This window comes from Psychrobacillus sp. OK028 (assembly GCF_900103605.1).
GTDB lineage: Bacteria > Bacillota > Bacilli > Bacillales_A > Planococcaceae > Psychrobacillus.
The window spans coordinates 422,669-436,106 of sequence record NZ_FNHY01000002.1 but is presented as its reverse complement, the minus strand read 5'-3'; the positions used below and the strand labels follow the sequence as shown (position 1 = coordinate 436,106).

Here is a 13,438-nt window from a genome sequence, read left to right as displayed (position 1 = left end):
GACTCTTTTAGGTATATTATTGAGCTCTTGATACGTAAGAGCCTTCGTCTGTATTAATGATTAGTTTATCTCCAACATTGATGAACAAAGGAACTGTCACTATTAAACCAGTTTCAAGACTAGCAGTTTTTGATCCTCCGCCTGAAGTATCCCCTTTAATACCTGGTTCTGTTTCCGTTACTTCTAGAACAACTGACTTTGGTAGCTCTACACCTAAAGTCTCTCCTTGGAATTGAATTACATGTACTTCCATATTTTCGCGTAAAAACTTTAGTTCATACTCGATTTGGTTTTCACTTAGTTCAATTTGTTCGTAAGAATCTGTATCCATGAACACATGCTGATCCCCACTAGCGTATAAATATTGCATTTTACGGTTATCAATTTGTGCTTTTTCAACTTTTTCCCCAGCACGGAAAGTTTTTTCGTTCACCGAACCGTTACGTAAATTTCTCAATTTAGAGCGTACGAATGCTGCACCTTTACCAGGTTTAACATGTTGAAAATCTAATACTCTGTACAAAACACCATCTACTAAAATTGTTAAGCCAGTCTTAAAATCATTTACTGAAATCATTATTTTTCCTCCAAATTAAGATAAAATTAGTAATTCTTTTGTTGAATGTGTTAACTTTTCTAAACCATTTTCTGTAACTAGTGCGTCATCTTCGATCCGTACTCCACCAATATTCGGCAAGTATATTCCAGGTTCTATCGTAATAACCATACCAGGCTCTAAAACGATATCTGAACGGAAGGATAGTCCAGGACCTTCATGTACTTCTAGTCCAATTCCATGACCCAAAGAATGACCAAATGCTTCTCCATAACCTTTGGAAGCAATATAGTCCCTTGCAATAGCGTCTGCTTCTTTCCCGGTCATGCCAGGTTTAACTTTTTCTAAAGCTAATAGTTGTGAGTCTAGAACTACTTGATAAATTTCCTTTAATTGATCACTTGGTTCACCAACTGCCAACGTGCGAGTTGTATCAGAAATATATCCGTTATATAATGCACCGAAATCTAATGTAACAAAATCTCCCTCTTCAATAACCTTGTCTGTAGCAACACCATGTGGAAGTGCTGAACGAGTTCCAGATGCTACAATTGTATCAAACGACGAGGAAGTCGCCCCTTTTTTGCGCATAAAAAATTCTAGTTCATTGGATACTTCAAGCTCTGTCATACCTGGTTTTATGTAGTTAACGATATGCTCAAATGCTTCATCTGCAATACGACAAGCTGCCTTTATTATACTAATCTCTTCATCGGTCTTTATCAAGCGTATTTTTTCAACAAGACCTGAAAGTGGCACTAAATCTGCTTGTATAGCTTGTTTGTATAGTTCAAAATCGCTGTATGTCACATCGTTTTTTTCAAATCCTAATGAGTTAATTCCCATATCTGTAATTTGAGTAGCTATTTCTTCCATCATCGTTTTCGTATGCTGCACAATGCGGAAGTCTTTAATTTCACTTGCTGCTTGCTCCGTATAACGGAAATCCGTGATAAATACAGCATCCGTTTTAGTAATGATTGCAACACCAGCTGTTCCGGTAAAGCCCGTCATGTATCGGCGGTTATGACCATTCGTTATTAACAGAGCATCAACTCCGTTTTCTTCAAGTGCTGCACGTAATTTACCTAGTTTCAATTTTACCCCTCATCTCATTTTCAAAATAACATCTTTGACTATTTTATCATAGTAAACGAGGTCGGTAAATTTTTCATTTTTCTAAAGGGTTCTCTTTTGAGTGAAAAATAGCGGATTCCATGACAAAGCGAACGGCAATAATGACAATACATATAAAAGGTATCGATAATTTCTTGATCGTTTTCTCAATCGAATTCGCATCTAAAATAATCCATTCAAGTGTGAACGCGATTAAGAGCCCTAAAGCAATACTCGTGATGGACACTGGAATTTTCGCAAACAATAGACAGACATAATAAAGGAGAAAGCAAATCCCCCAAATGATTAAAAACAAAATTATCCATTTTATATAAACGCTGCTCCCTTTTAATACCGTAAAGTTTTTCGTATATCCTATTGGATTCCATCTTATAAAATGGAAAAAATCCAGAAATTTAAATAGTATGGTCGTTCCCAGTGCTGCAACGAGACTTGTACTAATCGATAATCCTTTCATGTTAATCTCCTTTTGTTTTCCCATAGTTTTAGCGAAAAAACGAGTTATTAAACCTGGAAGAACAAAATTAAAGCACAAGTGATAAAGACTTATCAGCTTGTACTTTTGGTTTGAAATAAAGTTTATTGCTTTCTACCGTTGCTTTTTTAAGTCTGCCCCTCAAGAAAGTCTCGTCCATATTGTCCATGTTCATTAATAGTTGGATTTTCAATTTGAATTGTTGAGTGTTCCAGACCATATTTTTCAATTAACATTTTGGTGATAGCCGAAACGGTTTCAAAAGGCTGACTGACTTTACTTATGAATACATGTGCTGTTATAGAGAAATGGTCTGTTGTAACTGTCCATAGATGTAGTTCATGTACATCCTCCACGCCTTCGATTGATTGAATATCCCGACGAATCAAATCGAGGTCAAACTTTTCTGGAACAGATTCCATCAAGATAAGATAGGATTCACGAATAATTTTCGCACCACCAATAAAAATAACAGCTCCAATGACCATACTGATTAAAGGGTCAATTATTGTGAAACTTGTAAAATAGATCAAGATGGCTGAAACAATAACTCCGACAGAGTTCAATAAGTCCCCTATAAAGTGCCATAGTGCACTTTTAATATTTAGATTATTCTCTTCCTTCATACTTCGACTTAAGACAATGGTCAAAATAATATTGACCATTAAGCCAACGGAGGCGATTGTCAACATTAATGGTAGATTTACTTCTTGAGGATTGATGATTCGTTTAATCCCTTCAATAAATATCCCTATTGCAATAACTGCCAATGCAAGTCCGTTTAAAAATGAAGCTAAAATTTCAAAACGAAGGTAGCCGAACGTATATTTATTATTCGAATTCTTTGTAGCTAAGTAAATAGCTAACATACTTAATCCTAAGGCAAGAACATCAGACATCATGTGGGCAGAATCCGATAATAGAGCCAACGAATTTGATAATAACCCACCAACAATTTCGACAATCGTAAAAAACAAAGTGAGTATTAAAGTTATCCATAATGTTTTTTTGGATTTATGCTGTTCTTTAGCGTGTTTTAGGTGGTGATAATCATAGCTTTTCATATATGCCTCCATTTCTGAGTTAATCATAAGCTTAAACAACGTTGGCGCCCATCTAATTGAGAAAATATAATTTTAAACGAGAATTTTAATCAAAATTAATTAAAATATAACATTATGATTATTATCGTTCATTTTAAATGACAATAATTATTTTTGTGGACTATTTTAATAACAGGAAGAAGTGAACGAGTATTAACAGTATTGACGAATAAACGAAAAAATTATGCGTTCATATTTTAATACACTTTCCACTTTTTCGTTCTAGATGTTCTTTTGGACCTAAAAAACCCCTTTAGATAAAAATATCCAAAGGGGAAAACAGTTGAACTTTATTTCACAGCCACATAAGTTTTTAATATTAAAAGATTACAACCCACATTTTAGTTGGGCATTACAGTTGGTGCATGTGTTACATCCACCCATTTCTTCTACAGTACCTTTACGACAAACGGGACATGTGTTTCCAACCTCTGAACCAATTGTTACATTAGTTGAACGTAAATCTTGAATGGTGTCTATTAAAACGACATGCCTTTTTTCTACTCTTTCTTCTTTTGGATGATCCTCTAATGTATTTTCCTCTGCTTTTAGCGTTAAGACTTGCGAGTCACGACTTCCATCGACATACACAGTACCACCCTTAGCTCCACCACGATATAAACGTTCGTAAACACCTTCGACCTGCTCTACCGTATAACCACGTGGTGCGTTAACCGTTTTAGAAATAGAACTGTCAATCCAACGTTGAATGATACATTGCACATCTGCATGCGCTTCTGGAGCAAGCTCCATCGCAGTAACGAACCAATTTGGAAGGTTTTCTTCTTCAGCTGTTTCATTACGACCCAAATATTCTTGAACTATATCTGCCTTTACTTCAATGAATTTACCTAAACGACCACTTCTGTAATAAGTGAATGAATAATACGGTTCTAGTCCGGTTGAAACGCCCACCATTGTTCCAGTAGATCCTGTAGGTGCAACAGTTAATAAATGAGAATTTCGAATACCATTTTCCAAAATAGTGTTTCTAATTTCTTCTGGCATAGATTCCATAAAGCCGGTTTCCGTAAATGCTTTGCGCAACTGTTTCGTTTCTTCTTCTGTGCCACCAATTAAGAACGGGAAGCTTCCACGCTCTACAGCAAGATTTGCTGAAGTTTCGTATGCAGCGATAGCAATTGTTTTAAAGATTTCGTCCACTAGAAGATTGCCTTCTTCTGAACCATATTCTTTTTCACAATAGATTAGCAAATCCGCAAGACCCATTACACCTAAGCCTACACGTCTTTCCCCAAGTGCTTGTACTTTATTTTCTTCTAAGAAATAAGGAGTTGCGTCGATTACGTTATCCTGCATACGCACACCAACACGAACTGTTTCTTTCAGCGCTTCATAATCTACTGTTTTTGTTTCTTTATTTGCAAATTGTGCTAAATTGACAGCAGCTAGGTTACATACAGAGTAAGGAGCAAGCGGTTGTTCACCACAAGGATTCGTTGCAACCACTTTTTGACCGTATGCTGTTGCATTCGTTTTTTCATTTGCATTATCGATGAAGAAAACTCCTGGCTCTGCTGAATAAGTTGCACAAATATTAATCAAGTTCCAAAGCTCTTTCGCTTTTACTGTGCGATAGGTACGAACTGCATAGCCCATTCTTTCCCACTCGCGAACGTCGCCAATTTTATGCCAATTTTCATTGTAGAAGTTCATTTCTTCCGGGGAATAGTCTTCAGTTGCAGGGAAACGCAATTCAAAGTCGCCGTCTTCCTCTACTGCTTTCATAAAGTCATCAGTAAGTGTTACAGAAATATTTGCACCTGTTAAAAACTCCGAGTTATGCACTGAATATGTTCCGCCATCGCGTAATTTAGTTTCTGCGTCACGGATTATCTCATTACTAAAGCCACCTAGACCCGGAATCATTTTGTAGTTAATAATTCCTTGATACATAGCTTCTTCCTGGACAGTAAGAGGTTTAAATTTAAGCTTGTCCTTGGCAAGTTGTTTTATCGTTTCATCATTCGTATTTTCGATTAAGAAACGTAAAATACGTGGATTTTGCATTTTCGAAATGATAAATTCCGCAATATCCGGATGCCAATCTGCTAGCATAATCATTTGTGCTCCACGACGTGATCCACCTTGTTCGACAAGATGAGTCAGTTTAGCTATGTCATCTAACCATGAAACTGAACCTGATGATTTTCCGTTCACTCCACGAGCCAACGTATTTCTTGGTCTCAGTGTAGAGCCGTTTGTACCTACTCCACCACCGCGACTCATAATTTCCATTACTTGCTTGCGGTGATCACTGATCCCCTCACGAGAATCCGCCACGAAGGGCATAACATAACAGTTAAAATATGTTACATCTGTGCCAGTGCCAGCTCCGTATAGAACTCGTCCAGCAGGGATGAATTTCAAAGAAACTAACTGTTGATAGAATTTCTCGAACCATTCCTGACGCTTTTCCTCTGTTTTTTCTACAGATGCAAGACCAGTTGCATTTCTTTTAGCAATTTGCTCGTAAAAAACTTCCAACGGTTTTTCAATAACGCTCAAGGGACGAGTAATAATACCAGACTCAATTTTAGTAGCATCCTCAATCGCAGTTCGGTAATCTTCCTCAATCTGCACCTCAGCCGTTTTTGCTTTTTCGTCTATAGAAACGATATAGCCTAGACCTCGTGCTGGAAACTTAGGATCTTCTTTCACTGTTAAAACGACAAAATCTCCTGCTTTTAACGTTTTCTTTTCTGTATCCTTAAAGGAATAGCGATCAATCATGACAAGTCTCGACACACCTTTATGTGTGAGTGTCATATCTTCTGTGATAGGGTGAACCTGAGGGTATAATTGGATATCTTCGTTTAATGCTTCTACATTTAAAGTAAGTTTGCTTTCGTTTTTAGTAATTACCATTAACTCTTCCTCCTTTCTATACATTGTGATTGACACAATATATAGTGGTTTTATTAATAATACGACACAACATGTAGGAGAGTAAAGAGAAACTAGTTAAGATTAATTAAGATAAGTACTAATTCCTAGTTTTCATTTTTACTATCAGACCTAATTACTTTTATTTTTTAAAATTCCATTCATCATTGGCATATCGTGTCGATTCTAGTTCTTTTATGTAATCTAGTTGTTGTTTTGTGAGTTTATATTCTACTAATTCGATCTCCAATGCATCTGCAAAACCTTTTTTAAACGCAGTTTTACATTCTTCTATCGAAATTGGTTTTGATATTATTTTGTTAATCGCAACAGCTTTTTGAGATAGGCTTCTTTTCACTCTTTCCCTTACCTCTTCAGAAGAAAATTTAAACGTCTGGATTAATTTATCTTCATCTAAGTCGAGTAAAATTGCACCATGTTGGAGAATAACACCTTTTTGTCTTGTTTGGGCACTGCCAGCAACTTTTTTTCCTTCTACTACTAGTTCATACCAGCTCGGTGTATCGAAACAAACTGCTGACTTTGGTTTTTTTAAATTTTCTTTTTGTTCGTCCGTATTCGGCACAGAAAAATAAGCATCTAAACCAAGGTTTTGAAAACCTAACAGTAATCCCTCACTAATCACACGATAAGCCTCTGTTACGGTTGCTGGCATGCTCGGATAGCTTTCTGTAACGATCACACTGTATGTGAGTTCGTGTTCGTGAAGTACCCCTCTTCCTCCTGTAGGACGTCGCACAAAGCCAAGACCTAAACTTTTTACAGCTTCCATATCAATTTCTTTTTCCACGGATTGAAAATAACCAATAGATAATGTAGCTGGATTCCATTCGTAAAATCTAATCACAGGTGGAATATGACCCTCACTATGCCAGTCTAGTAGTGCCTCATCCATCGCCATATTAAAGGATGGGGTACAGGGTCCAGAATTTATGAAGTACCATTTTGCTTTTTCCATCGAATCTCTCCCTTCACAACGAGTTTCATTTTATCAAATAGATTGAATTGTATCTAGCAATTCTTTTATAATGAATATGGAAACATAGAAAGGGGAAAGACCGTGTTAGAATTATTGTATTTTGTTATCGCTCTACTCGTTGTACTTTTAGTCTATGCTGGAATATCGGCATACCGTTTAAAGAAGACTGTTACTAATCTCTCACAAGAACAATTTATCGAAGGCTATCGTAAAGCACAGCTGATCGATGTTCGTGAACCGAAAGAATTTGAAGGCGGACATATTTTGGGAGCAAGAAATATACCTTCCTCACAACTGCGCCAACGCTTCAAAGAAATTCGTCCAGACAAACCTGTCTATTTGTATTGCCAAAGTGGCGCAAGAAGTTCCCGTGCTGCGATGTTTTTAAAGAAAAAAGGATATACACAACTGCATCAGCTTCAAGGTGGCTTTAAAACTTGGACTGGTAAAGTTAAATCTAAGTAATACATAAGGTTCTTCTAATTAGAGGAACCTTTTTTCTTTCATTCATACATTTTGGAGGGATAAGATGCAAAAACAAATATTATTTTCCCATCAAGAAGACTTTAGAAAGTCTCACCCGCATTATGAAGATTTCGCTATTCTTTCTAGGCGAATCATTTCTTTTTTGAACGATCTTACAAACGAAAATTGGCAATCGATCGATATTGGTGAGTCCACACTTCAACTTGACGCCAATCTGCTGGAAATGATGGAAAAAGACTTACTAGACTATGAAGTATTATGTTCCATTTTCGAAACGAAATCCCAGGGCAAGGTTGCCAGCAAGTCCCAATTGTCATTCGAAAACAAATTAGAGGTTGTGGAAACCTTTGAAAATAACCTTATTTTTTTCCCACAATACAATGTGGCCTTAACACTAGCATTCAACTATTCCGCCGGTAATACATGGCCAGAATATCATTTCTTTTCAACTTCTGTAGAAAACGCATTAAATTTCTTGCAAGAAATTAACGAAAAGCTTCGCCAATTGTTAATGCAGTCAGTTACTTATCTTGTAGATACGGAAAGTGGAGTCCAGCGTCGAAACTACGGAGAACAAGCAGTTGTTAGCAGAGAGGATGTCCTGTTAGCAGAAAGTATTAAACAGGATATTTTCCGCTCCATTGATGAGTTTTTTTAAAAGGATGGACATTTTTTCAGAGATTATGGACTTCCGTATAAACGTGGAATCCTGCTATATGGTGCCCCAGGCAACGGGAAGACTACATTAGTAAAATCCATAACGGGCTCAACTAAAGCGCCGGTTGTCTATTGGCAAATTACAGAGTTTACTGGTAGTCATTCCATTCAAGAGGTATTTGGTATAGTTACGAGGCTAGCACCTGCTATATTAGTTATAGAAGATATAGACTCTATGCCAGAATATACTCGCTCGGTGTTTTTAAACACCCTGGACGGTGCTCAATCGAGAGAGGGACTATTTATCATAGGAACTACAAACTACCCTCAAAAAATCGATCCTGCGCTTATAAATCGAGCTGGTCGATTTGATCGTGCTTATGAAATTCCTTCTCCAACCGTAACTGTGCGACAGGACTATTTACGTAAACTAGATATCAAAGGAATTTTCTCGGATGATCAAGTAAAAGAAATGGCCAAGCTTTCTAAAGGACTTTCTATGTCTCAATTAAATGAGTTATATATGTCCGTTGCACTAAACTGGCACTATGATGGGAAGTTAGATTATGAGAAGCGAATCGAAGAATTAACGAAGCAAAATAGCCGGACGAACAAAAACAAGTGGGAAGATGATGAAAATTCAATCGGATTTAATTATTAAACGTAAAAGAATCTACTACCTAATTGCCATACTCATCTCTATAGCTTTTGGTTTGGCTAGTAGATCTTTTGATGCTTTACCTCATTTTATAGTGATACATGCCGGTGATATACTTTGGGCAATGATGATCTATTTTCTTTTTCGATTGGTATTCCTGCACAAAAGTCTGCATACGGCGTTTATTCTCAGCATAGTTTTTTGTTTCCTTATTGAATTTAGTCAGCTCTATCAAGCCGACTGGATAAATACTCTGCGTGGCACATTATTCGGTGGTCTAATTCTTGGTAAAGGCTATCTTTTCATAGACTTAGTTCGATATTCATTTGGTATTGTTTTAGTATATGTGGTAGATAAATTGAATTATCCTCGGACACGAATTATCAGGAATAACTTATAAAATCTCTATAAAGCAAAAAACATATCAATTCCGCTCTAGCAAATTAATTACCCTTAGATGATACTTATATTCTTATAAGAGAAATCTGAATATGCATTTGATATCCGATTCTGTCGAATACTTTTCATGGATACGTTAAGTCTGTATTCAATCCCTCACAAAGAGATATTTGGTTTGTTAATCAACAAAAAACGGCTTGTCAATTGGACTATCGACAAGCCGCTTACTAATAATTTTATATTATTAATATAGCGTTATCCCTCGCTGCTAAATTTTAATTTTAGTTCTCCTGTTTTTTGCTCATTTTAACCCAATTTACGTAACCGTATATAGAGTTAACTAGAAACGCAGACCACATCACTAACATCGACCAATCGTTTCCACCTGATTTTAACAAAGTAATTGCCCAAAGTACGATAGATAATCCGTTTACTACAATCCACAATACCCATTGTTCTGCATAACGTTTGATCATTAAAATCTGTGCAATAATGGATAATACAACAGCAACAGAATCGATTCTTACTTGCTGACCACCAATTCTGTGCAAAAAGTATGCATAAATAGCCGAAGTTAAAACAGCAATGATAATTAACTGTATCCATGCTTTTGTGGTTAGAGTTTTTACTTTTACATCCTCTCCAGTTGTTGACTCATTTACTTTGTTTTTATTCCACAAATAAATTCCGACAAACTGTAGAGGAAAGTAGAAAAGTCCATTTAACATCGCTTCACCGTATAATCCATATGTATATGATATGTATGCATATGTTCCAGTTTGTACAATTCCAAAGTAGTAATTACTAATCTTTCCTTTTGCTACTAGAACCACGCAAAGCATGCCTGTAATAGAGCTGATTAAACCAAGCCAAGAATCTCCCCAAGCAAAAAACAAATATAAATTTACTAAGGTAAATACCCCAAGCCAAGCTATCTCAAATTTAGTCCAGTTTTTCATCCTATCCTCCAAAATATTTAATAAATAAATTTTTAGTACGATTCTTAAGCTATTGGAAACATTTCTTGAAAACACTCCTATTTATTTAGGAAACCGCCTCCTGTCTTTACACCTGTAAAGTTTGTTGTTTACTTATTTAGTATACGTTTATAGAAATTAAGTTTCAATACAAATTTAAACTGAAATACTCCATTCAATTTGGTCATTAATACTCCGAGTAAATAACGAAATTTATCCCAACAAAAAAAGTGTGATTCAAAAAGAATCACACCTTTTTTCTCTTATGCTTTTATATATCTTAATACTGGCTTACGCGCAGCTTTCGTTTCATCTAAACGGTTAATAACTGTCGTGTGCGGAGCGTTTTGAACGATTTCTGGATTTTCTTCTACTTCTTTCGCAATTTGAATCATTGCATCACAGAAAGCATCTAATGTTTCTTTTGACTCTGTTTCTGTCGGTTCGATCATCATTCCCTCTTCCACATTCAATGGGAAATAAATTGTAGGCGGATGATAACCAAAGTCAAGCAGACGTTTTGCCATATCTAGTGTACGAACACCAAGTTTCTTTTGACGACGGCCACTTAATACGAACTCATGCTTACAATGACGGTTATAAGGAAGATCGAAATGCTCCTCTAAGCGTCTCATCATATAGTTTGCATTTAACACTGCGTACTCCGTAACAGCTTTAAGTCCGTCTGGACCCATTGAACGAATATACGTGTAAGCACGAACATTAATACCAAAGTTTCCGTAGAAAGGTTTTACGCGACCGATTGATTGCGGGCGATTGTAATCAAATGTATATTTGTCTTCTTCTTTTACAAGCACTGGACTTGGTAGGAATGGAATGAGGTCAGCTTTTACCCCTACTGGACCTGATCCTGGACCACCACCACCATGAGGACCCGTGAACGTTTTATGCAAGTTCAGGTGAACACAGTCAAAGCCCATATCTCCAGGACGTGCTTTAGACATAACAGCATTTAAATTCGCACCATCATAATACAATTTACCACCCACACCGTGGATAATTTCAGCTAATTCTAAAATCGATTCTTCGAATAGACCGAGTGTATTTGGATTTGTTAGCATCAATGCAGCAGTATCTGGACCAACAACTCGACGTAAATCCTCTAGGTCAACTAAGCCGTCTTCATTGGATTTAACTGTAATCGTTTCAAAGCCTGCAACCGTAGCGGATGCTGGATTTGTTCCATGAGCAGAGTCAGGAACGATTACTTTTGTACGCTGTGTATCGCCATTTGCTTCATGGAATGCACGAATCATCATTAGAGCTGTCCATTCGCCATGTGCTCCAGCCGCTGGTTGAAGCGTAACTTCATCCATACCTGTGATTTCGATTAAATGCTCTTGCAGATCGTACATTAACTCCATCGCACCTTGAACAGAAGCTTCTTCCTGTAAAGGATGAATATTTGCAAATCCTGGGAAACGCGCAACAGATTCATTAATTTTAGGATTATACTTCATTGTACAAGATCCAAGTGGATAGAATCCTGTATCTACCCCATGGTTGCGGTTAGATAAAGCGGTATAATGACGCATAATATCTAGTTCAGATACTTCTGGTAGTTCAGCTTCTTCAGCTCTTAGAATAGCTTGAGGTAATAGAGTTGATAAATCTACTTCTGGCACATCTAATTCAGGTAGATTATATCCTACGCGACCTTCTTTTGTTATTTCAAAAATTAGTGGTTGATTATCTTTATGCATGAAGAGCCCCCATTTCTTGCACGAGTGCATCTATTTCTTCTTTTGTCCGCTGTTCTGTTACAGCGATTAAAACATGATTTTGAAGATCCGAGTTAATGCGACCTAGATCAAAACCACCGATAATTCCTTTTTCAAGAAGTCCTTTATTTCCTTCTGCAACTGAACCATTTACTTTTACTACGATTTCATTAAAATGAGCTCCTTGATACACTACTTCAAAGCCTGCTTTTTCAAACGCTTGTTTTGCATAATGTGTTTTCAGGATATTTTGAGTTGCTATTTCTTTCATACCTTTTTTACCAAGTGCAGTCATTGCAACAGAAGCCGCAAGTGCATTCAATGCCTGATTTGAACAAATGTTAGAAGTGGCTTTATCACGGCGAATGTGCTGCTCACGAGCCTGTAAGGTCAATACATAGCCACGACGACCCTCTTCATCCGTAGTTTCACCAACTAAACGACCTGGAACTTTACGCATAAGCTTAGAATTTACTGCAAAGTATCCACAGTGCGGCCCACCGAACGCTTCGGAAATTCCGAAAACTTGTGCATCCCCTACTGTAATATCTGCTCCAAATTTACCCGGAGGTGTTAAAACACCAAGAGCAAGTGGGTTTGCAGAAACGATAAATAATGCGTTTTGCGCATGCGTCAATTGCTCCACCTTAGCTAAGTCCTCTATTTGCCCAAAGAAATTAGGATATTGCACCATAACTGCCGCAGTATCATCGTCAACAGATTCTTCTAGTTTTGCTAAATCAGTTACTCCATCTTTCGTCGGTACAGTAACTACCTCGATATTTTGGCCTTTTGCATATACCTTCACAACATCAATGTATTCAGGATGAATTGCTTCCGAAACGAGTAGCTTTTTACGACGCGTATGTCCAGCCGCTAGATTTCCTGCTTCTGCTAGTGACGTACCACCGTCATACATAGACGAGTTGGCTAGGTCCATTCCTGTAAGTTCGCAAATCATTGTTTGGAATTCAAAAATAGCTTGAAGTTCCCCTTGAGAAATTTCCGGTTGATACGGAGTATAAGCAGTATAGAACTCAGATCTTGAAATAACATGATCGACAATAATAGGTTTGAAGTGATCATATACACCAGCACCTAAAAACGATGCAAATTGTTTACTATCTGCATTTTTTGCTGCAAGCTGGCTTAACTCTTTTAATAAAGCCGATTCTGCTTTCGCAGGTTTTATGTTGTACTCACCTTTAAAACGAACTTTCTCGGGAATATCTGCAAACAACTCATCAATAGAAGAAATACCAACCACATCTAGCATTTCTTTCTGATCCTGCTCAGTCATTGGTAAATAACGATGCTTCATCAAAGGACAACCTCTTTCTT

The 13,438-nt window shown here is 37.1% G+C and carries 11 protein-coding genes and 1 pseudogene; 3 read left to right on the top strand and 9 right to left on the bottom strand.

Annotation, left to right across the window (positions count from 1 at the left end; translation table 11 throughout):
• Positions 1 to 16: 16 nt before the first annotated feature.
• From efp to BLR36_RS05320, 6 genes are all read right to left on the bottom strand, one after another.
• Positions 17 to 577 (bottom strand): elongation factor P, encoded by a 561-nt coding sequence (gene efp, locus BLR36_RS05345; RefSeq protein ID WP_093060684.1) that lies wholly within the window; start codon positions 575 to 577, stop codon positions 17 to 19.
• A 15-nt stretch (positions 578 to 592) separates the two neighbouring features.
• Positions 593 to 1,654 (bottom strand): M24 family metallopeptidase, encoded by a 1,062-nt coding sequence (locus BLR36_RS05340; RefSeq protein WP_093060683.1) that lies wholly within the window; start codon positions 1,652 to 1,654, stop codon positions 593 to 595.
• Between the two features lie 73 nt (positions 1,655 to 1,727).
• Positions 1,728 to 2,150, bottom strand: a complete 423-nt coding sequence (locus BLR36_RS05335; protein ID WP_093060682.1) for a hypothetical protein — start codon at positions 2,148 to 2,150, stop codon at positions 1,728 to 1,730.
• A 146-nt stretch (positions 2,151 to 2,296) separates the two neighbouring features.
• Positions 2,297 to 3,232: a cation diffusion facilitator family transporter gene (locus BLR36_RS05330; RefSeq protein ID WP_093060681.1), complete on the bottom strand. Its 936-nt coding sequence runs from the start codon at positions 3,230 to 3,232 to the stop codon at positions 2,297 to 2,299.
• Positions 3,233 to 3,598: 366 nt separating this feature from the next.
• A complete protein-coding gene (locus tag BLR36_RS05325; protein WP_093060680.1) occupies positions 3,599 to 6,160 on the bottom strand; it encodes a vitamin B12-dependent ribonucleotide reductase in 2,562 nt (853 codons plus the stop codon).
• A gap of 160 nt (positions 6,161 to 6,320) precedes the next feature.
• Positions 6,321 to 7,157, bottom strand: a complete 837-nt coding sequence (locus BLR36_RS05320; protein ID WP_093060679.1) for a lipoate--protein ligase family protein — start codon at positions 7,155 to 7,157, stop codon at positions 6,321 to 6,323.
• A gap of 114 nt (positions 7,158 to 7,271) precedes the next feature.
• On the opposite strand from BLR36_RS05320, the gene BLR36_RS05315 reads away from it, so the two are divergent.
• The 3 genes and pseudogenes from BLR36_RS05315 (at position 7,272) to BLR36_RS05305 (ending at position 9,379) form a co-directional block, all read left to right on the top strand.
• Positions 7,272 to 7,643 carry a rhodanese-like domain-containing protein gene (locus BLR36_RS05315; RefSeq protein WP_371326701.1) on the top strand — a complete coding sequence of 124 codons (372 nt, stop codon included), beginning with the start codon at positions 7,272 to 7,274 and terminating at the stop codon, positions 7,641 to 7,643.
• 64 nt (positions 7,644 to 7,707) lie between these two features.
• A pseudogene (locus tag BLR36_RS19220) lies at positions 7,708 to 8,982 on the top strand (ATP-binding protein).
• Positions 8,951 to 9,379 (top strand): ribosomal maturation YjgA family protein, encoded by a 429-nt coding sequence (locus BLR36_RS05305; RefSeq protein ID WP_093060677.1) that lies wholly within the window; start codon positions 8,951 to 8,953, stop codon positions 9,377 to 9,379. Before BLR36_RS19220 ends, BLR36_RS05305 begins: the two are co-directional and overlap by 32 nt.
• 280 nt (positions 9,380 to 9,659) lie before the next feature.
• On the opposite strand, the gene pnuC is transcribed toward BLR36_RS05305, so the two are convergent.
• The 3 genes from pnuC to gcvPA all read right to left on the bottom strand — a co-directional run bounded on the left by pnuC (position 9,660) and on the right by gcvPA (position 13,418).
• Positions 9,660 to 10,337, bottom strand: a complete 678-nt coding sequence (gene pnuC / locus BLR36_RS05300) for a nicotinamide riboside transporter PnuC (RefSeq protein ID WP_093060676.1) — start codon at positions 10,335 to 10,337, stop codon at positions 9,660 to 9,662.
• 281 nt (positions 10,338 to 10,618) lie between these two features.
• Positions 10,619 to 12,079, bottom strand: a complete 1,461-nt coding sequence (gene gcvPB, locus BLR36_RS05295) for an aminomethyl-transferring glycine dehydrogenase subunit GcvPB (protein WP_093060675.1) — start codon at positions 12,077 to 12,079, stop codon at positions 10,619 to 10,621.
• Complete coding sequence (gene gcvPA, locus BLR36_RS05290) at positions 12,072 to 13,418, bottom strand: aminomethyl-transferring glycine dehydrogenase subunit GcvPA (RefSeq protein WP_093060674.1); 1,347 nt, start codon at positions 13,416 to 13,418, stop codon at positions 12,072 to 12,074. The genes gcvPB and gcvPA overlap by 8 nt, the downstream gene beginning before the upstream one ends.
• Positions 13,419 to 13,438: the final 20 nt, after the last annotated feature.

What these genes read in the sequence shown, in the direction of transcription:
- BLR36_RS05320 (WP_093060679.1), bottom strand. Translation starts at nt 7,157, where the DNA reads ATGGAAAAAGCAAAATGGTACTTCATAAATTCTGGACCCTGTACCCCA.
- gcvPB (WP_093060675.1), bottom strand. Translation starts at nt 12,079, where the DNA reads ATGCATAAAGATAATCAACCACTAATTTTTGAAATAACAAAAGAAGGT.
- BLR36_RS05325 (WP_093060680.1), bottom strand. Translation starts at nt 6,160, where the DNA reads ATGGTAATTACTAAAAACGAAAGCAAACTTACTTTAAATGTAGAAGCA.
- efp (WP_093060684.1), bottom strand. Translation starts at nt 577, where the DNA reads ATGATTTCAGTAAATGATTTTAAGACTGGCTTAACAATTTTAGTAGAT.
- BLR36_RS05330 (WP_093060681.1), bottom strand. Translation starts at nt 3,232, where the DNA reads ATGAAAAGCTATGATTATCACCACCTAAAACACGCTAAAGAACAGCAT.
- pnuC (WP_093060676.1), bottom strand. Translation starts at nt 10,337, where the DNA reads ATGAAAAACTGGACTAAATTTGAGATAGCTTGGCTTGGGGTATTTACC.
- gcvPA (WP_093060674.1), bottom strand. Translation starts at nt 13,418, where the DNA reads ATGAAGCATCGTTATTTACCAATGACTGAGCAGGATCAGAAAGAAATG.
- BLR36_RS05305 (WP_093060677.1), top strand. Translation starts at nt 8,951, where the DNA reads ATGATGAAAATTCAATCGGATTTAATTATTAAACGTAAAAGAATCTAC.
- BLR36_RS05335 (WP_093060682.1), bottom strand. Translation starts at nt 2,150, where the DNA reads ATGAAAGGATTATCGATTAGTACAAGTCTCGTTGCAGCACTGGGAACG.